At 56.9% G+C, this 24,230-nt stretch carries 23 protein-coding genes and 1 riboswitch; of the genes, 10 read left to right on the forward strand and 13 right to left on the reverse strand.

The genetic code is table 11. The annotated features are described in order from the left end of the window. Positions 1 to 21: 21 nt before the first annotated feature. Positions 22 to 1,401 carry an ATP-dependent RNA helicase RhlE gene (gene rhlE / locus ACH1XZ_RS09820; protein WP_395595393.1) on the reverse strand — a complete coding sequence of 460 codons (1,380 nt, stop codon included), beginning with the start codon at positions 1,399 to 1,401 and terminating at the stop codon, positions 22 to 24. 229 nt (positions 1,402 to 1,630) lie between these two features. Between rhlE and cecR the strand changes: the two genes are divergently transcribed. The 5 genes from cecR to ACH1XZ_RS09845 all read left to right on the forward strand — a co-directional run bounded on the left by cecR (position 1,631) and on the right by ACH1XZ_RS09845 (position 7,361). After that, positions 1,631 to 2,308, forward strand: coding sequence for a transcriptional regulator CecR (cecR, locus tag ACH1XZ_RS09825; protein WP_395595394.1), 678 nt, complete (start codon positions 1,631 to 1,633; stop codon positions 2,306 to 2,308). Continuing rightward, positions 2,305 to 3,300, forward strand: coding sequence for a secretion protein HlyD (gene hlyD, locus ACH1XZ_RS09830; protein WP_395595395.1), 996 nt, complete (start codon positions 2,305 to 2,307; stop codon positions 3,298 to 3,300). Before cecR ends, hlyD begins: the two co-directional genes overlap by 4 nt. After that, a complete protein-coding gene (locus tag ACH1XZ_RS09835) occupies positions 3,293 to 5,032 on the forward strand; it encodes an ATP-binding cassette domain-containing protein (protein WP_395595396.1) in 1,740 nt (579 codons plus the stop codon). The genes hlyD and ACH1XZ_RS09835 overlap by 8 nt, the downstream gene beginning before the upstream one ends. After that, positions 5,022 to 6,155: an ABC transporter permease gene (locus ACH1XZ_RS09840; RefSeq protein ID WP_395595397.1), complete on the forward strand. Its 1,134-nt coding sequence runs from the start codon at positions 5,022 to 5,024 to the stop codon at positions 6,153 to 6,155. Before ACH1XZ_RS09835 ends, ACH1XZ_RS09840 begins: the two co-directional genes overlap by 11 nt. A 99-nt stretch (positions 6,156 to 6,254) precedes the next feature. Then, positions 6,255 to 7,361, forward strand: coding sequence for an ABC transporter permease (locus ACH1XZ_RS09845; protein ID WP_395595398.1), 1,107 nt, complete (start codon positions 6,255 to 6,257; stop codon positions 7,359 to 7,361). Here ACH1XZ_RS09845 and ACH1XZ_RS09850 read toward each other — a convergent pair. The 7 genes from ACH1XZ_RS09850 to moaA form a co-directional block, all read right to left on the reverse strand. After that, positions 7,323 to 7,733 (reverse strand): YbhQ family protein, encoded by a 411-nt coding sequence (locus ACH1XZ_RS09850; protein WP_395595399.1) that lies wholly within the window; start codon positions 7,731 to 7,733, stop codon positions 7,323 to 7,325. The two genes, ACH1XZ_RS09845 and ACH1XZ_RS09850, sit on opposite strands and share 39 nt — an antisense overlap. Positions 7,734 to 8,042: 309 nt before the next feature. Continuing rightward, positions 8,043 to 8,747: a Bax inhibitor-1/YccA family protein gene (locus ACH1XZ_RS09855; RefSeq protein WP_395595400.1), complete on the reverse strand. Its 705-nt coding sequence runs from the start codon at positions 8,745 to 8,747 to the stop codon at positions 8,043 to 8,045. Positions 8,748 to 8,800: 53 nt separating this feature from the next. Then, positions 8,801 to 9,253, reverse strand: coding sequence for a molybdopterin synthase catalytic subunit MoaE (gene moaE, locus ACH1XZ_RS09860; protein ID WP_035892247.1), 453 nt, complete (start codon positions 9,251 to 9,253; stop codon positions 8,801 to 8,803). 1 nt (position 9,254) lies between these two features. Further along, positions 9,255 to 9,500, reverse strand: coding sequence for a molybdopterin synthase sulfur carrier subunit (moaD, locus tag ACH1XZ_RS09865; protein WP_395595401.1), 246 nt, complete (start codon positions 9,498 to 9,500; stop codon positions 9,255 to 9,257). Continuing rightward, positions 9,493 to 9,978, reverse strand: a complete 486-nt coding sequence (gene moaC / locus ACH1XZ_RS09870) for a cyclic pyranopterin monophosphate synthase MoaC (RefSeq protein ID WP_395595402.1) — start codon at positions 9,976 to 9,978, stop codon at positions 9,493 to 9,495. The genes moaD and moaC overlap by 8 nt, the downstream gene beginning before the upstream one ends. A 3-nt stretch (positions 9,979 to 9,981) precedes the next feature. Then, positions 9,982 to 10,494 carry a molybdenum cofactor biosynthesis protein B gene (gene moaB / locus ACH1XZ_RS09875; protein ID WP_035892242.1) on the reverse strand — a complete coding sequence of 171 codons (513 nt, stop codon included), beginning with the start codon at positions 10,492 to 10,494 and terminating at the stop codon, positions 9,982 to 9,984. 22 nt (positions 10,495 to 10,516) lie between these two features. After that, a complete protein-coding gene (gene moaA, locus ACH1XZ_RS09880) occupies positions 10,517 to 11,506 on the reverse strand; it encodes a GTP 3',8-cyclase MoaA (RefSeq protein WP_333500148.1) in 990 nt (329 codons plus the stop codon). Then, positions 11,494 to 11,630, reverse strand: a riboswitch (molybdenum cofactor riboswitch). (Overlaps the previous gene by 13 nt.) Positions 11,631 to 11,870: 240 nt before the next feature. On the opposite strand from moaA, the gene yvcK reads away from it, so the two are divergent. The 4 genes from yvcK to pmrB are packed head-to-tail and all read left to right on the forward strand — an operon-like array spanning position 11,871 to position 16,262. Next, positions 11,871 to 12,794, forward strand: coding sequence for a uridine diphosphate-N-acetylglucosamine-binding protein YvcK (gene yvcK / locus ACH1XZ_RS09885; protein WP_035892239.1), 924 nt, complete (start codon positions 11,871 to 11,873; stop codon positions 12,792 to 12,794). A 59-nt stretch (positions 12,795 to 12,853) separates the two neighbouring features. Continuing rightward, positions 12,854 to 14,485: a phosphoethanolamine transferase EptA gene (eptA, locus tag ACH1XZ_RS09890; RefSeq protein WP_395595403.1), complete on the forward strand. Its 1,632-nt coding sequence runs from the start codon at positions 12,854 to 12,856 to the stop codon at positions 14,483 to 14,485. A 10-nt stretch (positions 14,486 to 14,495) separates the two neighbouring features. Next, on the forward strand, positions 14,496 to 15,170 hold the full coding sequence (gene pmrA / locus ACH1XZ_RS09895) for a two-component system response regulator PmrA (protein ID WP_395595404.1): 675 nt from the start codon (positions 14,496 to 14,498) through the stop codon (positions 15,168 to 15,170). A gap of 3 nt (positions 15,171 to 15,173) precedes the next feature. Next, the gene (gene pmrB / locus ACH1XZ_RS09900; RefSeq protein WP_395595405.1) at positions 15,174 to 16,262 is read left to right on the forward strand and encodes a two-component system sensor histidine kinase PmrB; all 1,089 of its coding nucleotides are present in this window, start codon (positions 15,174 to 15,176) and stop codon (positions 16,260 to 16,262) included. Positions 16,263 to 16,586: 324 nt separating this feature from the next. On the opposite strand, the gene uvrB is transcribed toward pmrB, so the two are convergent. The 5 genes from uvrB to bioB all read right to left on the reverse strand — a co-directional run bounded on the left by uvrB (position 16,587) and on the right by bioB (position 22,851). After that, positions 16,587 to 18,611: an excinuclease ABC subunit UvrB gene (gene uvrB / locus ACH1XZ_RS09905; protein WP_395595406.1), complete on the reverse strand. Its 2,025-nt coding sequence runs from the start codon at positions 18,609 to 18,611 to the stop codon at positions 16,587 to 16,589. Between the two features lie 636 nt (positions 18,612 to 19,247). Further along, the gene (gene bioD / locus ACH1XZ_RS09910; RefSeq protein WP_395595407.1) at positions 19,248 to 19,925 is read right to left on the reverse strand and encodes a dethiobiotin synthase; all 678 of its coding nucleotides are present in this window, start codon (positions 19,923 to 19,925) and stop codon (positions 19,248 to 19,250) included. Next, the gene (bioC, locus tag ACH1XZ_RS09915; protein ID WP_395595408.1) at positions 19,918 to 20,673 is read right to left on the reverse strand and encodes a malonyl-ACP O-methyltransferase BioC; all 756 of its coding nucleotides are present in this window, start codon (positions 20,671 to 20,673) and stop codon (positions 19,918 to 19,920) included. The genes bioD and bioC overlap by 8 nt, the downstream gene beginning before the upstream one ends. Beyond that, positions 20,657 to 21,814 carry an 8-amino-7-oxononanoate synthase gene (bioF, locus tag ACH1XZ_RS09920; protein ID WP_395595409.1) on the reverse strand — a complete coding sequence of 386 codons (1,158 nt, stop codon included), beginning with the start codon at positions 21,812 to 21,814 and terminating at the stop codon, positions 20,657 to 20,659. The genes bioC and bioF overlap by 17 nt, the downstream gene beginning before the upstream one ends. Further along, positions 21,811 to 22,851 carry a biotin synthase BioB gene (gene bioB, locus ACH1XZ_RS09925; protein ID WP_395595410.1) on the reverse strand — a complete coding sequence of 347 codons (1,041 nt, stop codon included), beginning with the start codon at positions 22,849 to 22,851 and terminating at the stop codon, positions 21,811 to 21,813. Before bioB ends, bioF begins: the two co-directional genes overlap by 4 nt. A gap of 83 nt (positions 22,852 to 22,934) precedes the next feature. Here bioB and bioA point away from each other — a divergent pair, with 83 nt between their 5' ends. Beyond that, a complete protein-coding gene (gene bioA, locus ACH1XZ_RS09930; RefSeq protein ID WP_395595411.1) occupies positions 22,935 to 24,224 on the forward strand; it encodes an adenosylmethionine--8-amino-7-oxononanoate transaminase in 1,290 nt (429 codons plus the stop codon). Positions 24,225 to 24,230: the final 6 nt, after the last annotated feature.

A 24,230-nucleotide genomic window follows, 5' to 3' on the forward strand; every position in this document is an offset into this window, starting at 1 on the left:
GCTTTCGGCCGGGCTCGCAATTTACTGTGCTGCTGCAGGTTTGCGCGGGCGACGCGGCGGGCGTGGCTTATCGCCAGCCGGTTTACCTTCCGCACTGCGCGGCTTGGCTTTCGGCGCCCCGCCGTCGTTACGACGCGGCGGCTGCTGGCTGCGACCCGCGCCCTGGCCTTGACCCTGGCCGCGACCACGGCCACCGCCGTTGCCACCATTACCGCCGCCGCGCTGCTGGCGACCGTTCTGAATAGGCTCGGCTTTGATTGACGGATCAACGTCATAGCCGTCGAGGGCGATGCGCGGGATCTCTTTCTTCAGCAGACGTTCGATGTCGCGAAGCAGTTTGAGTTCATCAACACACACCAGAGACAGCGCTTCACCGGTGGCCGCCGCACGGCCGGTACGACCGATACGGTGCACGTAATCTTCCGGGACGTTTGGCAGCTCGTAGTTCACCACGTGCGGCAGCTCTTCGATATCGAGGCCGCGCGCGGCGATGTCGGTTGCCACCAGCACGCGAATATCGCCGGATTTAAAATCAGCCAGCGCACGCGTACGCGCACCCTGCGATTTGTTGCCGTGAATTGCCGCACTGCGGATACCGTCTTTGTTTAACTGCTCTGCCAGATGGTTCGCACCGTGTTTGGTACGGGTGAAAACCAGCACCTGCTGCCAGTTACCCTGGCCAATCATCTGCGACAACAGCTCGCGCTTACGCTTTTTATCCACCATATGCACGTGCTGCGTCACCTGCTCGGAAGCAGTATTGCGACGCGCCACTTCGATTTCCAGCGGGTTGGTCAGCAGCTTTTCAGCCAGTGCTTTGATGTCGTCAGAGAAGGTTGCGGAGAACAGCAGGTTCTGGCGCTTGGCTGGCAGTTTGGTCAGCACGCGGCGAATATCGTGGATAAAGCCCATATCCAGCATGCGGTCCGCTTCGTCCAGCACCAGAATTTCAATTTGATCGAGCTTCACGGCGTTCTGATGTTCAAGGTCCAGCAGACGGCCCGGCGTTGCCACCAGTACGTCGACGCCGCCGCGCAGTTTCATCATCTGCGGGTTAATGCTCACGCCGCCGAAAACCACCAGCGAACGGATGTTCAGGTAGCGGCTGTATTCACGGACGTTTTCGCCAATCTGGGCGGCCAGCTCACGGGTTGGTGTGAGGATCAGCGCGCGCACCGGGCGACGACCTTTGACGTGCGGCTCGCGAGACACCAGCAGTTGCAGCAGCGGCAGCGTAAAGCCTGCAGTTTTACCGGTACCGGTCTGCGCGCTGGCCATCAGGTCACGGCCCTGCAGTACAGCAGGAATCGCCTGCTGCTGAATAGGAGTGGGTTCCTGGTAGCCCTGCTCGGCAACGGCACGCAGAATATCGGGGTTCAGTCCGAGGGAATCAAAAGACATAAATACTCCACACCCACCCCGACCGCACGCGGTGTAGTTTTCGAGGGGATAAAAAACGGGGGAATGACAAAAACCACAATGTCATGAAGGGGCGGAGTGTAGCAGTTTTTGTGATGCACCGCATAAATTATCCCCTCCGGGGGAGAAAACAAGATTATTCACCAGACTGGACAAGTTTAAAAACGCGGCATAATCTTAATCAATCGTTTGATTAATTTTTGGTGGCACCATGAATGCAACGCCAATAACCAGCAAAGGTGAACAGGCCAAAAGCCAGCTGATTGCCGCGGGGCTCGCCCAGTTTGGCGAATACGGGCTGCATGCCACCACCCGAGACATCGCCGCTCAGGCCGGGCAAAATATCGCGGCGATCACCTACTATTTTGGCTCAAAAGAAGATTTATACCAGGCCTGCGCCCAGTGGATTGCCGACTTTATCGGCGAGAACTTCCGCCCGCACGCCGAAGCGGCAGAACAGCTCTTTGCTCAGCCCAAACCGGACAGAGAAGCCATGCGCGCGCTGATTCTTAACGCCTGCCAGAACATGATCTTACTGCTGACCCAGGACGATACCCTGAACCTCAGCAAATTTATCTCACGCGAGCAGCTTTCACCGACCGCCGCCTACCAACGCATTCATGATCAGGTCATCGCCCCGCTGCACGCGCACCTCACCCGGCTGATTGCCGCCTATACTGGCTGCGATGCCAACAGTACGCAGATGATCCTCCACACCCACGCGCTGCTTGGCGAAGTGCTGGCCTTTCGCCTCGGGCGGGAAACCATCCTGATGCGCACCGGCTGGTCGCAGTTTGACGCCGATAAGGCCGAACAGATTTTTCAGGTGGTGACCTGCCACATCGATTTGATTCTGCAAGGATTAACGCAAAGGAGTCTGACCTCATGAAAAAACCGGTTGTCCTTATCCTGGTCGTCGTGGCGCTCGTCGCCGTGATTGGCGGTGGGACGTGGTGGTATCAGAGCCTGCAAAACAACGGGCTCACTCTGTACGGCAACGTGGATATCCGCACCGTCAATATGAGCTTCCGCGTCGGCGGCCGTTTGCAATCGCTGACGGTGGATGAAGGGGATGCCATTAAACAGGGGCAGACGCTGGGCGAACTGGATAAAGCGCCGTTTGAAAACGCGCTGATGCAGGCGAAGGCCAACGTTGCTACCGCGCAGGCGCAGTACGACCTGATGATGGCGGGCTACCGGGCCGAAGAGATTGCCCAGGCGGCAGCGGCCGTCAAACAGGCGCAGGCCGCTTATGACTACGCGCAGAGTTTCTTGCAGCGCCAGCAGGGGCTGTGGAGTAAACGGCTGTTGTCGGCTAACGACCTGGAAAATGCGAAATCTTCCCGTGACCAGGCGCTGGCAACGCTGAAATCCGCGCAGGATAAGTTAAGCCAGTACCGCGCCGGTAACCGTCCGCAGGAAATTGCCCAGGCCAAAGCCAATCTGGAACAGGCCGAAGCCCAGCTGGCGCAATCGACGCTGGACTTGCAGGACACCGTGCTCACCGCCCCTTCTGACGGTACGCTGCTCACCCGCGCCGTGGAGCCGGGCAGCATGCTCAGCGCAGGCAGCACGGTGCTGACGCTTTCCTTGACCCGCCCGGTCTGGGTGCGTGCCTACGTAGATGAAAAAAATCTCAGCCAGGCGCAGCCGGGGCGCGAAATTCTGCTCTATACCGATGGCCGCCCGGATAAGCCGTATCACGGTAAAATTGGCTTTGTGTCGCCTACCGCAGAATTCACCCCGAAAACCGTTGAAACGCCCGACCTGCGTACCGACCTTGTCTACCGTCTGCGCATTATCGTGACCGATGCCGACGATAGCTTGCGTCAGGGGATGCCGGTCACCCTGCGCTTTGGCGATGAGTCGCGCCATGAGTAAACAGCAGATTCAGCTGCACGGGCTGGTTAAACAGTTCGCCGGCATGAATAAACCGGCGGTGGCGAAGCTGGACTGCACGATTAACGCCGGCTATGTCACCGGGCTGGTCGGCCCGGACGGCGCAGGGAAAACGACCCTGATGCGCATGCTGGCGGGTTTATTGAAACCTGACGACGGCAGCGCCGACGTGCTGGGGCTCGACCCGATTCGTGACGATAGCGCCCTGCACTCGGTGATGGGCTATATGCCGCAGAAGTTCGGCCTTTACGAAGACCTCACGGTGATGGAGAACCTCAACCTCTATGCCGACCTGCGCAGCGTCACCGGCGAGGCGCGCGAGAAAACCTTTGCTCGCCTGCTGGAATTTACCGCGCTCGGCCCGTTTACCTCACGTCTGGCCGGTAAGCTCTCCGGCGGCATGAAGCAGAAACTGGGGCTCGCCTGTACGCTGGTTGGCGAACCGAAGGTGCTGCTGCTCGATGAGCCCGGCGTCGGCGTTGACCCCATCTCCCGCCGCGAGCTGTGGCAGATGGTGCACGAACTGGCGGGCGATGGGATGCTGATCCTCTGGAGCACTTCCTATCTTGATGAAGCCGAACAGTGCCAGGACGTGCTGCTGATGAACGAAGGCGAGCTGCTCTATCAGGGCGAACCTACCGCCCTCACCCGCACCATGGCCGGGCGCAGCTTTTTAATGCATAGCCCGGTAGAGAACAACCGCCGACTGCTACAACACGCGCTGAAACAGGAGATAGTCAGCGACGGCATGATTCAGGGCCGCTCGGTGCGGGTTATCCTGAAAAAATCGGCAACGGCGGACGATCTCAAACGCGCGCCGGGAATGCCGGAGCTGGAGATTGAAGAGACCACGCCGCGCTTTGAAGATGCGTTTATTGACCTGCTCGGCGGCGCGGGCACCTCGGAATCTCCGCTGGGCGCCATTCTGCATACCGTTGATGGTTCAGCGGATGAGACGGTTATAGAAGCCCGAGAGCTCACCAAGAAATTCGGCGATTTCGCCGCCACCGACCACGTCAACTTCGCGGTCAAGCGCGGCGAGATTTTCGGCCTGCTCGGGCCCAACGGCGCGGGGAAATCCACCACCTTCAAGATGATGTGCGGCCTGCTGGTGCCCACCTCCGGCAACGCGCTGGTGCTGGATATGGATCTGAAAACCGGTTCGGGCAAAGCGCGCCAGCATTTAGGCTATATGGCGCAGAAATTTTCTCTCTACGGCAACCTGACCGTCGAGCAGAACCTCCGTTTCTTTTCCGGTGTATATGGCCTGCGCGGGCGGGTGCAGAACGATAAAATTGAGCGCATGAGCGAGGCGTTCGGCCTGAAGGCTATCGCTCGCCATACTACCGATGCGCTGCCGCTGGGCTTTAAGCAACGTCTGGCGCTGGCCTGCTCGCTGATGCATGAGCCGGATATTCTGTTCCTCGATGAACCCACCTCCGGCGTTGATCCTATTACTCGCCGTGAATTCTGGCTGCACATCAACAGCATGGTGGAAAAAGGAGTCACTGTGATGGTGACGACCCACTTTATGGATGAAGCGGAGTACTGCGACCGTATCGGCCTGGTCTATCGCGGCAAGCTGATTGCCAGCGGCACGCCGGACGATTTAAAAGCCAAAGCCGCCGATGAACAACAGCCCGACCCGACCATGGAGCAGGCGTTTATCACCCTCATCCACGACTGGGATAAGGAGCATGCCGATGAGCGCTAAAGGGCTATCGTGGCGGCGCGTGCGCGCGCTGTGCGTGAAGGAGACGCGGCAGATCGTCCGCGATCCCAGCAGCTGGCTGATTGCGGTGGTGATCCCGCTGATGCTGCTGTTTATTTTTGGCTACGGCATCAACCTCGACTCCAGCAAGCTGCGGGTCGGCGTGCTGCTTGAACAGCAAAGCAAAGAGGCGCTGGATTTTACCCATACCCTCACCGGCTCGCCCTATATCGACGCCACGATCAGCGACAACCGCCAGCAGCTGATTGAGATGATGCAGGCCGGGCGCATTCGCGGCCTGGTGGTGGTGCCGGTCGACTTCGACAAAAATATGGTCCGGCCGGGCAACGATGCGCCGATTCAGGTCATCACCGACGGCAGCGAGCCCAACACCGCCAACTTTGTGCAGGGTTACGTCGAGGGTATCTGGCAATTGTGGCAGAAACAGCGCGCGGAAGATAACGGCCAGAGCTTCGAACCGTTAATCGACGTGCAGACCCGCTACTGGTTTAACCCGGCGGCCATCAGCCAGCACTTTATTATTCCGGGGGCGATAACCATCATTATGACGGTGATCGGCGCGATTCTGACCTCGCTGGTGATCGCCCGCGAGTGGGAGCGCGGCACCATGGAGGCGCTGCTCTCCACCGAAGTCACCCGCGTCGAGCTGCTGCTGTGTAAGCTTATCCCCTACTACTTCCTCGGCATGCTGGCGATGCTGCTCTGTATGCTGGTGTCGGTGTTTGTGCTCGGCGTGCCCTATCGCGGCTCGCTGGTGATTCTGTTTTTCATCACCAGCCTGTTTTTGCTCAGCACGCTGGGGATGGGGCTTTTGATTTCGACCATCACTCGCAACCAGTTTAACGCCGCCCAGGTGGCGCTAAACGCCGCGTTTCTGCCGTCGATTATGCTGTCCGGGTTTATTTTCCAGATAGACAGTATGCCGGCGGCGATTCGCGTGGTGACCTATATCATTCCGGCGCGTTATTTCGTCAGCACGCTGCAAAGCCTGTTTCTGGCGGGGAATATTCCGGTGGTGCTGATGGTCAATACGCTGTTTTTGATTGCTTCGGCAGTGATGTTTATTGGCCTGACGTGGATGAAAACCAAACGTCGGTTAGATTAATTTTCGTGCTCGCATATTGCCCGGTGGAGCTGCGCTTACCGGTCCTACTAGCCTGGTAGGTCGGGTAAGCGCAGCGCCACCCGACATGAGGACGGCACTATGTTTTACCGCTTATGGACGCTAATCCGCAAAGAGCTACAGTCGCTGCTGCGCGAGCCGCAGACGCGCGCCATTCTGATAATGCCGGTGCTGATTCAGGTGCTGCTGTTCCCTTTTGCCGCCACGCTTGAGGTGACTAACGCCACCATCGCCGTCTATAACGAAGATAACGGCAAGCATTCGGTGGAGCTGACTCAACGCTTCGCCCGCGCCAAAGCCTTTACCCACGTTTTGCTGCTGCAAAGCCCGCAGGAGATCCAGCCGACTATCGACACTCAAAAGGCGCTGCTGCTGGTGCGCTTCCCGGCTGATTTCTCCCGTAATCTCGATACCTTCCAGACCGCACCAATGCAACTCTTGCTCGACGGGCGTAACTCGAACAGCGCTCAGATTGCCGCCAACTACTTACAGCAGATCGTCAAAAACTATCAGCAGGAGCTGCTGGAAGGCAAAGCGAAGCCGAACAATAGCGAACTGGTGGTGCGCAACTGGTACAACCCTAATCTCGATTACAAATGGTTCGTGGTGCCGTCGCTTATCGCCATGATCACCACCATCGGGGTGATGATCGTTACCTCGCTGTCGGTGGCGCGTGAACGCGAGCAAGGGACGCTCGACCAGTTGCTGGTCTCCCCGCTTGCCACCTGGCAAATTTTTATCGGCAAGGCGGTGCCCGCGCTGATTGTCGCCACCTTTCAGGCAAGCATCGTGCTGGCTATCGGGATATGGGCCTATCAAATTCCGTTCGCCGGGTCGCTGGCGCTGTTCTACTTTACGATGGTGATTTACGGGCTGTCTCTGGTGGGCTTCGGGCTGCTTATCTCGTCGCTGTGTTCAACGCAGCAGCAGGCGTTTATTGGGGTGTTCGTCTTTATGATGCCCGCCATTCTGCTGTCGGGTTACGTGTCGCCGGTGGAGAATATGCCGGTGTGGTTGCAGCATCTGACGTGGATAAATCCGATTCGGCACTTTACCGATATCACCAAGCAAATCTATTTGAAGGATGCGAGTTTGTCGATTATCTGGGGGAGTTTGTGGCCGCTACTGTTTATAGCGGCCACGACAGGCTCAGTGGCGTACGCGATGTTTCGCCGCAAGATCGCCTGAGGCTTTCTCTTTTACCAGCAGCGAGAACACGGCCGGACCCGCAAGGATGACCAGAGCGGCCAGCGCCAGCAGGTAGTTATTGTGCAGCACGCGTGACAGCAGCCAGACGACAATCATCGCTGCACCAAAATACCAGGTGGTGGTTAACTCTTCGAGCACGTCGGCGAAGGCGCGCCAGCGCTGCTCAGGGTGGCGCTGCAGCGCCAGCATCAATACGACGGTCACGGCATACAGCACGCAGAGCCCCAGGCCTACGCGTACCAGCGCGCCGCCCATCCAGCCCATCACCAGTGCGGCGACGACCAGCAAATGCAACATAATCTGCCAGCAACTGAGTCCTGTTGCGACACGAATTCGTTGTTGCCACTTCATGGCTTCTCTCCTGAAGAATTTTATTCGCTTATTCAGAGTACTCAAGTCTACGGAAAATTCCGTAATAGTGGTGCTTTTTGTGACGCTGTTGTCACTATTTTCACCAACAGAGTGAGGAATTGTGCCTAAACATTCATTTAACGAAGAGGAAAATGCAGGGGATTAGGTGATATTCCCGGCGTCGCTGCGCTCGGCCGGGCTACCAATTCGCGCCTGTAGGCCTGATAAGCGCAGCGCCATCAGGCCACCGACGCGCATTGCCGGATGGCGGCGTAAACGCCTTATCCGGCCTACACGTTCAATGCGACGTTAGCGGCGGTTGCCGAAAATACGCAGCAGCATCAGGAACAGGTTGATGAAGTCGAGATACAGCGTCAGCGCGCCAAGAATGGCGTATTTGCGCAGGTTCGACGAATCGCGAACGTCAATCTGCTCACCGATATTTTTCAGCTTCTGGGTGTCGTAGGCGGTCAGGCCAACGAACACAATCACCCCGATGTAGGTAATGGCCCACATCAGCGCATCGCTTTTCAGCCAGAAGTTCACCAGCGATGCCAGCACGATACCAATCAGCGCCATAAACAGCATGTTGCCAAAGCCGCTCAGGTCACGCTTCGTGGTGTAGCCGTACAGGCTCATGATACCGAACATCCCGCCGGTCACTACGAAGGTGCTGGCAATCGATGAATAGGTATAGACGAGGAAAATACTCGATAGCGTCAGCCCGGTGAGCGCTGAGTAGAGCATAAACAGCGTCGTCGCCATGCCTGCGCTCAAACGCTGTACCATGCCCGAGAGCACAAACACCAACGCCAACTGTGCGATGATCAGACCAAAGAAGGTAATTTTGCTGGAAAAGACGAACATCATTACCGCGGGAGTGTTAGCCGCATACCAGGCGATAAACGCCGTCAGCAGCAACCCGCAGGTCATCCAACCATATACCTGCGCCATATAGGTTTGCAGACCGCTACGCGCCTGCACAATCGAATCGGATCGAGGGAATCGTTCCATGACTTTCTCCTGAGTGTGAGTAGGACTTATGCTAAGCGTATCACATCCACGGCTTACCAGCGCTCGGCAGCGTGTTTATCGCTGTCGCGGGCTTCCACCCAGCGCTCGCCTTCCGGCGTGGCTTCACGCTTCCAGAACGGCGCGCGGGTTTTCAGGTAATCCATGATAAATTCGCCAGCGTCAAACGCGCTGCTGCGGTGCGCGCTGGTGACGCCAACGAACACAATCTCTTCACCGGGCCACATTTCACCAATACGGTGAATGACCGTCACGCGGCCAAGCGGCCAGCGTTCGCGCGCGGCATCAACGATTTCGGCCAGCGCTTTTTCGGTCATGCCCGGATAGTGTTCCAGGGTCAGCGCTTTGACGCTATCGCCCAGGTTATGGTTACGCACCTTGCCGGTAAAAGTGACAACCGCGCCGTCTTCATCCCGCTCGGCAAGCCACGGGTATTCGTCACCAACGCTGAAGCGTTCGTGGCGAACGATAATTCGGGTCTCGCTCATCTTAGCCTCCCGTTACCGGTGGGAAAAACGCCACTTCGTCACCGTCTGCGACCGGATGGTCAAAGCTCACCAGCGTCTGATTGACCGCCGCCAGCAGCTTGCCCTCTTCCAGCGCCAGCGACCAGCGCCCTTCTTGCGCCGCCAGATGCTGGCGAACGGCTTCAACCGTTGAAAACTCAGGGGCTAGCGCCAGCGAGTCAGTGCCCACCAGCTCGCGGACCTGAGCAAAAAACAGCACATTAATCATAGGAATCCGCCTTGAAATCGCCCGATTTGCCGCCGCTTTTCGCCAGCAGACGAACCGGGCCAATGACCATATCTTTTTGCACCGCTTTACACATGTCGTAAATCGTCAGCGCGGCAACTGAAGCGGCCGTAAGCGCTTCCATTTCGACGCCGGTTTTCCCGGTCAGGCGGCACAGCGATTCAATACGCACGCGACTGTGTTCCGGCTCGGCCTGCAGATTAACTTCAACCTTGCTCAGCATCAGCGGGTGGCACAGCGGGATAAGATCCCAGGTGCGCTTAGCCGCCTGAATCCCGGCGATACGCGCCGTGGCGAACACGTCACCTTTATGGTGGCTGCCTTCGATAATCATCGCCAGAGTTTCCGGCTGCATGGTAACAAACGCTTCAGCGCGCGCTTCGCGAACGGTTTCCGCCTTGGCGGAGACATCCACCATGTGGGCTTCACCCGCCGCGTTGATATGGGTCAGTTGCGACATCGTTTATTTCTTCAGATGAGGGTGGAAGTTACACGGACGCGTACGAGCATCCAGCTGTGGGGCAATAATGTTGTCCCATGCGGTACGACAGGCTTTGGTGGAACCCGGCATCGCGAAAATCAGCGTGCGGTTTGCCATACCAGCGACGGCGCGAGACTGCAGCGTGGCGGTGCCAATCTCTTCAAAGGAAAGCATGCGGAACACTTCGCCAAAACCTTCAATTTCACGGTCAAACAGCGGCAGCAGCGCTTCCGGGGCCTGGTCGCCATCGGTCAGACCGGTACCGCCGGTAATCAGCACCACCTGTACGTCGTCGCGGGCAATCCAGGCTGAAACCTGGGCGCGAATCTGATAGCGGTTCTCTTTGACGATAGCCTTGTCGACTATCTGATGCCCGGCTTCCTGGGCGGAGTCGCGCAGGAAGTGACCGGAGGTGTCATCTTCTTCGCCGCGACGGTTGGAAATAGTAAGAATAGCAATGCGTGTCGGGATAAATTCAGCGCTCACCTGACTCATTTACGTGCTCCTTGATTTGGAATTATCCACCAATATAGGACAAATTCTGCGTGATTCCGGTATTGCCCTGATGCAGGAAGTGGGTCTGCTTTTTGTGGGTTAACGCTTCGGCAATACGCGCTTCCAGCGCCTGCTGCTGGGCGTCATCCGCCAGCAGTTCACGCAGATCAACGCCGCCGTCGCCAAACAGGCACAGATGCAGCTTCCCAATGGACGATACGCGCAGACGATTACAGCTGGCGCAGAAGTCTTTTTCATACGGCATAATTAAGCCGATTTCCCCTTCGTAGTCGGGGTGACAGAAGACCTGCGCCGGGCCGTCGCTGCGTTGACGGATTTGATGGATCCAGCCACGCTTGAGCAGTTGATCGCGTAGCACCATGCCAGAGATATGGTGTTTGCGGAATAGCTCGCTGCTTTCGCCGGTTTCCATCAGTTCAATAAAGCGGAGTTGAATGCGGCGCGGTTTGATCCACGCCAGAAAGGTGTCGAGCTGGTGATGGTTCACATCGCGCATCAGCACGGTGTTGACCTTCACTTTTTCAAAGCCCGCGGTAAAAGCGGCATCGATGCCGTCCATTACCTGGCGGAATTTATCCTGGCCAGTGATGGCATGAAACTGACGCGCGTCCAGACTGTCGACGCTGACGTTTATCGCGGTTAAGCCAGCATCACGCCAGCCCGCCACGTCACGCGCCATACGATAACCGTTGGTGGTCACGGCAATCTGGCGGATGGCGGCATTCTCTCTCACTGCGGCGATAACGTCGGTGAAGTCACGACGCAGCGATGGCTCGCCGCCCGTCAGACGCACTTTCTCCGTACCCAACGCCGAAAAGGCGCGCGTCACCCGGCGAATTTCGTCGAGAGACAGAAAGCCGTTGTTGGTGACCCCATTTGGCTGGTAGCCGTTTGGCAGGCAGTAGGTGCAGCGAAAGTTGCACACGTCGGTAATCGAAAGACGCAGATAGTAGAAGCTGCGTGCATACGCATCAGTGAGTTGTGAAGCCATAGACACCTTTCCAAATACGGGAGGCGAGATCATTTCTTCCTTCGCCCTGGCAACAGCGTTTGCCGTTGCGGCCAAAGCGCCGTATTTTTCAACTTAGGCGCAGAGGCTAGAGTGTGTTGTTCAACCTGCAAGGCAGGGTGACTGAACCATGTTATGCCGAATAGTAGCGCGAGAATAACAGTTTCGCCATTTTCGCTTTCGCTGTATAAAGTTATATATAGCGAGCCTATCGTGCAATTTCCCTACAGAATACGTAAAAATCACGTTTTTGCATTGATATACGTCATTTTGATGGGGGTGGAGCATCGTCTTTTAGAGGTAGTTAGGCTAATGTAAGCAGGTTTTTCAGTCATAAGGAAGTTGTATGCGCAATCGCACTTTTGCCGATCTCGACCGCGTTGTAGCGCTGGGCGGCGGGCACGGTCTTGGACGCGTGATGTCCTCCCTGTCATCGCTCGGTTCTCGCCTGACCGGTATCGTCACCACCACCGATAACGGCGGCTCTACCGGGCGTATTCGCCGTTCTGAAGGCGGCATTGCCTGGGGCGATATGCGCAACTGCCTCAACCAGTTAATTACCGAACCAAGCGTCGCTTCAACAATGTTTGAGTATCGTTTTGGCGGTAATGGTGAACTTTCTGGTCATAACCTCGGAAATCTGATGTTAAAGGCATTGGATCACCTGAGCGTCCGGCCTTTAGAAGCCATCAATTTAATAAGAAATCTGCTTAAAGTTGAGGCTTCACTGATACCCATGTCCGAGCAGCCGGTCGATTTAATGGCTATCGACAGCGAGGGGCATGAAATCTACGGCGAAGTGAATATTGATCAACTCGCCCTGCCACCGCAGGAGCTTATGCTCACGCCGTCGGTATCGGCCACCCGGGAGGCCGTGCAGGCCATTGCCGAAGCCGATTTGATTCTCATTGGGCCGGGCAGCTTTTATACCAGTCTGCTGCCTATTTTACTGCTACCTGAAATTGCGCAGGCGCTGCGGCGTACCCCTGCACAGATGGTCTATATCGAAAATCTGGGCCGCGAGCACAGCCCTGCTGGCCATTTAACGCTTGGCGATCGCCTTGCGCTGTTGGAACACTATATTGGCAAGCCGGTTATCGATGCCGTGATTGTCGGTCCGAAGACAGAAGTCTGTGGCACCGAGGGCAAGCTGGTGATTCAGCAACCGCTGGAGGCAAGCGATATTCCTTATCGCCACGATCGCCACCTTTTGCGCGCCGCGTTAGAAGAAGCGCTTCAGGCCTTTGGTCGAGTTTCATTAAAATCTTAAGGTTGTCTTAAAAAACGTCGGGCAGCATAGCGAACATCAATTTCCCTGGATTCAACGTTATGCTTCGCCTGTTTCGTCAACGGCCTGTCGTCAGCCGACTGACCTATATCATCCTGTTTTCGCTGTATATCGCTCTGGCGCTGAACATCGCGTTCTATCGCCAGGCCTATACCCTGCTGCCGGTCGATGGCCTTCACAACGCGCTGGTTTTCCTGTCCATGCCGATGGTGGCCTTCGCGGTAATGGCCATTTTGCTGGCCCTAGCTTCGGTGATTCGCTTAGAGAAAGTCGCCGCCACGCTGTTTATTTTGCTCAGCGCCAGCGCGCAGTATTTCATGATGAACTTCGGCATTATTGTTGACCGTTCGATGATCACCAATATTCTCGATACCACGCCTGCGGAAAGCTACGCGCTGCTTTCCGGGCAGATGATTATGGTGTTTGCTTTTACCGCCCTGCTCGCCATTGCGCTGGCCTGGTGGTTCAAAATTAAGCCCGCAGCAAGCGTATGGCGCGGCACCATAATGCGAGCAGGCACCGTGGTCATATCGGCGTTGTTAATCCTCCTGGTCGCTGGCCTGTTCTATAAAGATTACGCCTCACTGTTCCGCAATAATAAAGAACTGGTGAAATCACTGAACCCGTCCAACAGCATCGTGGCGATGAACTCCTGGTATTTTCACCACGAGATGGATAATTTACCGCTGGTAAAAATTGGCGAAGATGCCAAACAGAAAGCGGTAATGAAAAATGGGCCACGTAAAAATCTGACGATATTAATCGTCGGCGAAACGTCGCGCGCCGCTAATTTCTCACTGGGCGGTTACAGCCGCGAAACCAATCCGCTATTAGCAAAAGATAACGTCGTCTATTTCCCGAAAACGGCCTCCTGCGGGACCGCGACGGCAGTATCAGTTCCTTGCATGTTCTCGAATATGCCGCGCATCGGTTATGACGAGTCGTTAGCCCACCATCAGGAAGGGCTGCTGGATATTATTCAACGTGCAGGCATTCAGGTGCTGTGGAATGACAACGATGGCGGTTGTAAAGGTGCCTGCGACCGCGTTCCGCATCAGGATGTCACCGCACTGAAACTGCCAGGACAGTGCATCGACGGCGAATGCTACGATGATGTGCTGTTCCATGACCTTGAAAAGACCATTGATAATATGCCGGGCGACGGCGTCATTGTACTACACACCATTGGCAGCCACGGCCCAACCTATTACAACCGTTACCCGCCGGAATTCCGTCGCTTCACGCCGACCTGTGACACCAGTGAAATTCAGTCCTGTAGCCAGGAACAGCTAAAAAATAGCTATGACAACACCATTTTGTACGTCGATCATATTGTCGATAAAGCAATAAAACTGCTGCAATCTAAACAGGATAAATTCACCACCAGTCTGGTTTACCTTTCCGACCACGGAGAATCGCTGGGCGAAAACGGCGTGTATTTACACGGGCTGCCTTATTCTATTGCGCCGGAAACACAAAAACATGTGCCGATGCTGTTATGGTTATCTGATGATTATCAGAAACGCTATGGCGTTAATTACACCTGCCTGCAGCAAAAGGCCAAAGAAAATGACTACTCGCAGGATAATCTGTTCTCTACAATGTTGGGGTTAACGGGCGTAGAGACCCAGGAATATCACGCAGCAGACGATATACTAGCCACCTGTAAATAGAGGCCAGCAGATGAAAATACTAGTCGTGGAAGATGACACCCTGTTATTACAGGGGCTGATTCTGGCAATGCAGAGTGAAGGATACGCCTGCGACGGCGTGGAAACGGCGCAGCAGGCAGCGCTGAGTCTGGCCAACGGGCATTACAGTCTGGTGGTGCTGGACTTAGGTCTACCGGACGAAGACGGCCTGCACTTCCTCAACCGTATGCGTCAGGAAAAGATGAGCGTGCCGGTGCTGATCCTGACCGCTCGCGATACGCTCGAAGACCGCGTGGTGGGGCTGGATACCGGCGCCGATGACTATCTGGTGAAGCCGTTCGCGCTGGAAGAACTCAACGCCCGCATTCGCGCGCTGCTGCGACGTAACCTGAATCAAGGCGATAACGAAGTTACCGTTGAGAATCTGCGCCTGAACGTCACCCGTCGCCAGGTCTGGCTGGACGAAGCGCTGCTGGATCTCACGCCGAAAGAGTATGCCCTGCTTTCGCGCCTGATGTTGAAAGCCGGTAGCCCGGTACACCGCGAAATTCTCTACAACGACATCTACAACTGGGATAACGAACCGGCGACCAATACGTTGGAAGTGCATATCCACAACCTGCGTGACAAAGTCGGCAAAGCGCGGATTCGTACCGTACGCGGGTTTGGCTATCAGTTGGTTAACGCGATAAGCAAAGCGGAGTAAGGCATGGCGCTCTTTTCCATCCGCAAATGGCCGATGCGCCACCAGTTGCTACTCACCATCGGTCTCATTCTGGTGGTGTGCCAGCTTATCAGCGTGTTCTGGCTCTGGCACGAAAGCAAAGAACAGATTGAGCTGGAAGTGGCGATGTTGATGCACAACCACAACAATGCCAAGCATATCCGTCACGAGGTGCGTGAAGCGATTGCTAGCCTGCTGGTGCCCAGTATGCTGATTATCGGCGTTGCTCTCTATCTCTGCCTCCAGGCGGTGAAGCGGATCACCCGCCCTTTGGCCGACCTGCAACGGGAGCTGGACTCACGTACGCCGGGGAATTTACAGCCCATCTATCTGCAGCAAACCACCGTTGAAGTGGAAGCGGTGACGAATGCCATCAACCAGCTTGTCGATAACCTGACGCAGACGCTTAACCGGGAACGCCTCTTCACCGCCGACGTGGCTCACGAACTGCGGACGCCGCTGGCCGGGTTAAAACTCCACCTTGAGCTATTGGAAAAAACCCAGCATCTGAATCTGGCCCCGCTGTTACAGCGTCTTGACCAGATGACCGAAAGCGTTGCGCAACTCCTACAGCTGGCGCGCGTGGGCCAGTCATTCGCGGCAGGTGGCTATCAGCAGGTGAATTTGTTGAGTAACGTTATAGAGCCGTTGAAAGGCGAACTGGAGACCATGCTTGAGGCTCGTGCCCAAAAACTGGTGATTGCAGAACCGACGCCAACGCTGACCGTCGCCGGAGACGCCACGCTGCTGCGGCTGCTGCTGCGTAATCTGGTCGAGAACGCGCATCGCTATAGCCCGAAAGCTTCAACCATTACGCTGTCTCTGGCACAGGGTTCACGACCTATGTTGATAGTGGAAGACCAGGGGCCAGGGATTGATGAGTCGAAGGTAGGCGAGCTCAGCCAGGCATTTGTCCGCATGGACAGCCGTTACGGCGGTATTGGTCTGGGTTTGAGTATTGTAACGCGCATCGCTCAGCTACATGAGGCGGCGTTCTTTTTACAAAACCGCGACACCGAAACCGGGACGCGGGCTTGGGTAGAGTTTAAACAACCCGGCGCGAAGGCGCTTTAGAAGGTCAGCATCCATTGGCAAATAAAGCCAGCAACGATGGCGACAGAGATAAGTGCGGTGAACAACTGCTGAACATTCAGATTAGACATAACACTACCCTCAATGATTTTACGGATAGTATCAGCAGATTATATTAAGTGAACCTTAAGGCAGGTGGCTGACGCGTGATGGCTGCCGCAATTCAGAGAAATAGTGTCTGGGGAGGCGTTCGTGCCGCCCCGGGGTCGGCGTAAACGCCTCGCCCGGGCTACACATGCCTGATGGCGCTACGCTTATCAGGCCTACTAACTGACTGTAGCCCGTCCCCGCCGGGGGTGCACCCATTCACGACGTCGCGATAAACAACTCGCGCAGCTGATGCAGCCGGTCGCGAATTTCCGCCGCTTCTTCGAATTCCAGGTTCTGCGCGTGCTTGAGCATCTGCGCTTCCAGCGTGGTGATCTGCTGCTGGAGCGCTTTCGGCGTCAGTGCCTGAACATCCGGCTCAACGATTGATGCCGCCGATTTTGACTTACCGCGACCTTTGGCTCTGGTTTTCGCCAGCCCCTCGCCCATCGCCAGAATATCGACAACGTCTTTCACCAGCCCCTGCGGCACAATGCCGTGCTCTTCGTTGTAACGCTGCTGCTTCTCGCGACGGCGTTCCGTTTCGCCAATCGCTTTCGCCATCGACGGGGTAATTTTATCGCCGTAGAGAATCGCTTTACCGTTGATGTTACGCGCCGCACGACCGATGGTCTGAATCAGCGAACGCTCGGAGCGCAGGAAGCCCTCTTTATCGGCGTCCAGAATCGCCACCAGCGAGACTTCCGGCATGTCGAGACCTTCTCGCAGCAAGTTGATCCCCACCAGCACGTCAAACTCGCCCAGACGCAGGTCGCGGATGATTTCCATACGCTCTACGGTGTCGATGTCAGAGTGCAGGTAGCGAACGCGTTCACCGTGCTCTTCCAGATATTCCGTTAAGTCTTCTGCCATACGCTTGGTGAGCGTCGTCACCAGCACGCGCTCGTTAATCACCGAACGCTTGCGAATTTCCGACAACAGGTCATCAACCTGTGTACCAACAGGACGGACTTCAATCAGCGGGTCGAGCAGCCCGGTTGGACGCACTACCTGGTCAATCACATCACCGCCGGATTTTTCCAGCTCGTAATTGCCCGGCGTCGCCGAGACGTAAATAGTCTGCGGTGCCAGCGCTTCAAACTCTTCAAATTTCAGCGGACGGTTGTCGAGCGCCGACGGCAGGCGGAAGCCATATTCCACCAGTGTCTCTTTACGCGCGCGGTCGCCGCGATACATGCCGCCAATCTGCGGAATAGTGACGTGGGATTCATCAATCACCAGCAGGCCATCCGCCGGCAGGTAGTCGAACAGCGTCGGCGGCGGCTCGCCAGGCCCGCGCCCGGAGAGGAAGCGCGAGTAGTTTTCGATACCGGAGCAGTAGCCCAGCTCGTTCATCATTTCGAGGTCAAACTGGGTACGCTGGCTCAGACGCTGCTCTTCCAGCATTTTGTTGTTGGCCAGCAGCACTTTGCGGCGGTCTGCCAGCTCGTCTTTGATCTCTTCCATCGCCTGCACGATGCGTTCGCGTGGCGTCACGTAGTGCGATTTCGGGTAGATAGTAAAGCGCTGGATGGTCGAATCAACGTGGCCAGTCAGCGGGTCAAACAGCGAGAGGCGTTCCACCTCTTCGTCAAACAACTCCACGCGCAGCGCCAGGTCATCAGATTCCGCCGGGAAAATATCGATAACCTCACCGCGCACGCGGAAGGTCGCACGCTGGAACGCCTGATCGTTACGGGTGTACTGTAATTCCGCCAGACGGCGCAGAATGGCGCGCTGGTCGATGATCATGCCCACCGTCAGGTGCAGCATCATTTTGAGGTACAGATCGGGGTCACCCAAACCATAGATAGCGGACACCGAGGCCACGACCACTACGTCGCGGCGCTCAAGCAGCGCTTTGGTGGCGGACAGGCGCATCTGTTCGATATGTTCGTTCACCGAAGCATCTTTTTCGATGAAAGTATCCGAACTCGGAACGTACGCTTCCGGCTGATAATAGTCGTAGTAGGAGACGAAGTACTCCACCGCATTCTCCGGGAAGAACGCCTTCATCTCACCATAAAGCTGGGCGGCCAGCGTTTTGTTCGGCGCCAGCACCATCGTTGGGCGCTGAAGGTCAGCAATGACGTTGGCGACGGTAAAGGTTTTCCCCGACCCGGTCACGCCCAGAAGCGTCTGGTGCGCCAGGCCGTCTTCCAGCCCCTCTTTCAGGCGTGAAATGGCAGCAGGCTGGTCGCCTGAAGGACTAAACGCAGAATGCAATTTGAAGGGTTTACTCATGGATAACGCTACCTGATGACGGATGGGCCGGGCTGGAGATTAATTCTACTCGTCACCTGCCGAATTGCCAATAAAAAATACTGGATATAAAAACAGTAATCACTTATCGTATTTCGTCTATTCGGGGCAATAACCAGCGCCAGCGGCTGAAATTTATTCTCTGACAAGATAAAACACCAGCCAGATAAGGTTATCCCCAGAATTTTTTCTCTTTTAACATTTGTCAATATACGTCATGAAAGTTTTATGGCAATCTGCAGCACTTTTTATTACGCCATTGCTTTTATTTATCTTATTGATAATAAAAGAAAACAACTAAAAGCCGCGTTTCGCACCAATTCAGGCGCAGGCCGCATGTTCTCTCGTTTACCGCAGGTTTTCTAACTCTAATACACAGGGTTATCCACAGGAATAGTGGATAACTACCTCTAGCCCCTATCCCCCGGCACCCGGCGATTTGCGCAACAACGTGTCAACGTGAATGAAAAAAAATATTTTATCCCCGATTTTGATATTAATCAGCGAAAAAGCACGCCCATTTTGTTCATCAAAACAGGCGATTTCCTTACGTAATCTGCGGGTTAGCGCTTACGAATGAAGAGGGTTAACGAAGAAATGGACATGCCAGAAAAGTGCTTAAAGTACGCTCAGGTCGAGGTATTGCCCCAGCAACGGTGAATCCACGGCTTCACCGAGCCATGGAATTTCACCCAGCATCGGAGCGGGAATCATTCGCTGAAGCGTACTGAGGTATTCGGCATGACGACGACCCGGAGGGGTCACATCATTGGCAATCCAGCCTGCCAGCCGCAGCCCCGCTTGCTGCACCGCCTGCGCGGTGAGCACCGCGTGATTGATACAACCAAGCTTCACGCCCACCACCAAAATCACCGGTAGCTGCTCCATTTTGACCCAGTCCGCCAGGGTCAACGTCGGGGAGAGTGGCGTAAACCAGCCTCCCGCCCCCTCAACCAGTACCCAATCCGCTTCCGCTTCCAGCGCGCGTAAACCGGCAGACAGTACGCCAGCCTCAATAGGCCGCTGTTCGTCGGCGCTAACAATATGCGGAGACGTAGGTTCAGCGAAGGTATACGGATTCACCTGCTCGTAGCGTAACGGCAGCACACTGTTGCGCTGTAGCGCCAGCGCGTCGCTGTTGCGCAAACCGTCGTCGGTCATTTCACTGCCGGATGCCACAGGCTTATAGCCAGCCGTACGGTGCCCCAGAAGACGTGCTGCCTGTAACAGCGCGGTGCTGGCAACGGTTTTACCGACTTCAGTATCGGTGCCGGTTACATAGAAGCGTTCAGTCACGCGAGATAACTCCTGTAAAAAGATGGTAAGTCAGCGGGAATGCCCCCGCCTGAGACGGCCACGCCAGCTGAAGCTGCTGTAGCCTGCCCCGCGTCAGCGGCTGCTGACTGCGCCCTTCGTGAAGATGCGTCGCGCCGATGCCCTTCAGCGAGCGCATGGCGCTCAGCGCATCGGGAAACGTCAGCGTGATAGAGGTGGCAGCGCTGCGGCTGTTATAGCCTGCCAGCGCCTGCTGGAGCGTCGACTCGGGAAGAAAGCGGTTCGCGTGAGGACGTTGGTCGACGGCGCCCCAGGCCTGGTTCAACTCCGGCAGTGAGCCCGCCGTCAGCGTCGTAAAGGCCAGCGTGCCGCCGGGGCTAAGCTGGCGATAGAGCCCGGCCAGCGCCACGCGGAGGTCGCTACACCATTGAATCGCCAGGTTGCTCCACACCAGATCGAAACCGCCTGCTGGCAACGGAATAGCTTCAATATCGGCCTGTAGGTAGCGATCTGCCGCCTGCTGACGCTGCGCCTGCTCCAGCATTTCGGCCGAAAGATCCAGCGCCGTGACGTGGCTGCCTTTATCGCGCCAATAGCGACTGTAGCTACCCGGTCCACAGCCTGCGTCCAGCACGTGTTCAAACGCCCGGCCCGGCAACTGGGACAGCAGTTGCCGGGCGCTCAGACGTTGTAACTCGTCGTGCTGATGGTAGTGCGCCGCCGCGCGGCCAAACGCCGCCGCCACCGCCTGTTTATTGACGGTTGCCATGCAACACCTCCAGCAATAGGTCGATATCCTGCGGCTCGTGCGCCGCGGTCAGCGTTAAGCGTAAACGCGCGGTTCCCGCTGGCACCGTTGGCGGACGAATCGCCGTCACCCAGCAGCCCTGCTCACGCAGTTGTTCTGCCAGAACGAGCGTCTGCTGGTTATCGCCAACGATCAGCGGCTGAATCGCGCTTTGCGAATCCGTCAATGCAAAATCCAGCCCCTGCGCACCATGGCGAAACGCGGCAACGTGCTGTGCCAGCTTTTCGCGTCGCTGCTCGCCGTCATCGCTGCGAATCACCGCTAGCGCGGCCTGTAGCGCCAGCGCCTGCGCGGGCGGCATCGCCGTGCTGTAAATCAGGTGACGGGCAAACTGTAAAAAGTAGTCCGCCACGTCCTGACTGCACAGTACCGCCGCACCGCTCAGGCCAAATGCTTTGCCAAAGGTCACCACCAGCAGTTCAGGATGCACGCCCTGCTGATAGCAACTGCCGCGCCCGCCTGCCCCGTTGATGCCAATGCCGTGAGCGTCATCGACCATCAGCCAGGCGTTAGCGTCGCGCGCGGCCGCAGCAATATCCACCAGCGGCGCACCGTCACCATCCATGCTGAACACCCCTTCCGTGACCACCAGTTGCTGACCATCAGTTGGTGCCGCCAGCAGCCTCAAGAGGTGCTGGCTGTCGTTATGCTGAAAGCGTCGTAGCTGCGCCGGGCTCAGCGTGGCGGCTTCGAGCAGCGAAGCGTGGCTGAGGCGATCGGCGACGATCCGGTCTTCACGCCCGGCAAGCGCGGCGATAGTCGCCTGATTAGCGGCAAAACCGGAGATAAACAGCAGCGCGCGGTCATAGCCCAGCCAGTCGGCCAGCTGTTCTTCAAGGCGCTGGTGCGCGTGATGGTAGCCGGTCACATGCCCGGATCCACCGCTACCCACGCCATACTGCTCGGCCCCCTGCTGCCAGGCCTGTATCACCTGCGGATGCTGGCTGAGGCCGAGATAGTCGTTGCTGGAAAAATTGCAGTAACGACGCTCACCGCGCAGCAGCCAGCGCCCCGCACCTTGTGCCAGCGGCTGGCGGGAACGGAAGGCCTGAGCCTCCCGACGTTCGCTTAATGCCTGTTCAATGCGCTGCTGCCAGCTCATACCGCCGCCGCGTTGTAATAATCCTCGGTATCCGGCGTCATCAGCACCTGCTCCAGACGCTGCTGCTGTTCGTTATCGCCCGCCGTCACCGTGGTCTGCTGCGGGTTGAGACCGAGTTTGCGGAACAGCTGCAGATCCTTGTCCTCTTCCGGGTTCGGGGTGGTCAGCAGTTTGCAGCCGTAGAAAATCGAGTTGGCGCCGGCCATAAAGCACATTGCCTGGGTCTGTTCGTTCATCTGCTCGCGGCCCGCAGAGAGACGGACATGAGAGGTTGGCATCATGATGCGCGCGACGGCGATGGTGCGAATAAAATCAAAGGCATCGACATCGTCGTTATCCGCCAGCGGCGTGCCCTTGACCTTCACCAGCATGTTGATCGGCACACTTTCCGGCGGCGTTGGCAGGTTGGCGAGCTGCAGCAACAGCCCGGCACGGTCGGTGACGGTTTCACCGAGGCCCACAATGCCGCCGGAGCAGACTTTAATCCCGGCATCGCGCACTTTGTCCAGCGTATCCAGACGCTCCTGGTAGCTGCGGGTGGTGATGATATTGCCGTAGAATTCCGGTGAGGTATCGAGGTTGTGGTTGTAGTAATCCAGACCCGCCGTCGCCAGACGACTTGCCTGGCTATCGGACAGCGTACCTAGCGTCATACAGGCTTCCAGCCCCATTTCTTTCACGCCCTGAACCATCTGTTCCAGGTATGGCATATCGCGGTCGTTCGGGTTTTTCCACGCCGCGCCCATGCAGAAACGGGTCGAGCCCGCCAGCTTGGCTTTACGCGCCGAGTCAAGCACCTGCTCAACTTCCATCAGGCGTTCGGTTTCCAGCCCGGTTTTGTAACGCGAGCTCTGCGGGCAGTATTTGCAATCTTCCGGGCACGCGCCGGTTTTGATCGACAGCAGCGTACTCACCTGCACCTGCTGAGGGTCGAAATGCTGGCGGTGAACCTGCTGAGCTTCAAACAGTAAATCGAGCAGCGGTTTATCGAAAAGAGCGGTGACCTGCGACATTGTCCAGCGTAAAGGGTTAGCCATTGGCTTCTCCGGGGTTTTGTTAATTTTCGGTTCGGTTTATACTCGTAAACCTAAAACTTTTCAAAATGGTTTACAAGTCGATTATGACAACGGACGATCTTGCCTTCGATAGCCGCCATATCTGGCATCCCTATACCTCAATGACCAAACCGCTGCCGGTCTACCCGGTGGTTTCCGCCGAGGGCTGCGAGCTGCATCTTGCCAGCGGCGAGCATCTGGTGGACGGTATGTCCTCGTGGTGGGCGGCCATTCACGGCTACAACCACCCGCGTCTGAATGCGGCGATGAAGACGCAAATCGATCAGATGTCACACGTGATGTTTGGCGGGATCACCCACCCTTCCGCCGTATCGCTGTGTCGTAAACTGGTGGCAATGACTCCAGAGCCGCTGGAGTGCGTGTTCCTTGCCGACTCCGGTTCGGTAGCGGTGGAAGTGGCGATGAAAATGGCGTTGCAGTACTGGCAGGCCAAAGGCGAGTCGCGCCAGCGCTTCCTGACCTTCCGCAACGGCTACCACGGCGACACCTTTGGCGCGATGTCGGTGTGCGACCCGGACAACTCCATGCACAGCCTGTGGAAGGGCTACCTGCCGGAAAACCTGTTTGCACCCGCGCCGCATAGCCGCTTTGACGGAGAGTTTGACGAGTACGATATGGTGGCTTTCGCCCGCCTGATGGCCGCGCATCGCCACGAGATTGCCGCCGTAATCCTCGAGCCTGTGGTTCAGGGCGCAGGCGGCATGCGGATGTATCATCCGGAGTGGCTCAAACGAATCCGTAAGATGTGCGATCGTGAAGGAATTCTGCTGATTGCCGATGAGATTGCCACCGGTTTTGGTCGTACTGGCAAGCTGTTTGCCTGCGATCATGCGGGTATCAGCGCCGATATTCTGTGCCTTGGCAAAGCGTTGACCGGCGGCACCATGACGCTCTCCGCGGCCATCACCACCCGTGACGTTGCCGAGACTATCAGCAACGGCGAAGCGGGCTGCTTTATGCACGGCCCGACCTTTATGGGCAACCCGCTGGCCTGCGCCGTAGCGACAGAAAGCCTGGCGCTGCTGGAGAGCGGCGAATGGCAAACGCAGGTAGCGGCGATTGAATATCAGCTCAAGCGGGAACTCGCCCCGGCAGCCGACGCGCCGCTGGTCGCCGATGTCCGCGTGCTGGGGGCCATTGGCGTCGTCGAAACGCGCTATCCGGTGAACCCGGCGCTGCTCCAGCGCTTCTTCGTTGAGCAGGGCGTGTGGATCCGTCCGTTTGGCCGTCTGATTTACCTGATGCCGCCGTACCCGATTACCCCGCAGCAGCTGACGCGCTTGACCCGAGCGGTCTGTCTTGCCGTCGAACAGGAAACATTTTTTATCCAATAAGCTGCG

It is taken from the genome of Kluyvera chengduensis, assembly GCF_044197065.1.
Taxonomy (GTDB): domain Bacteria; phylum Pseudomonadota; class Gammaproteobacteria; order Enterobacterales; family Enterobacteriaceae; genus Kluyvera; species Kluyvera ascorbata_C.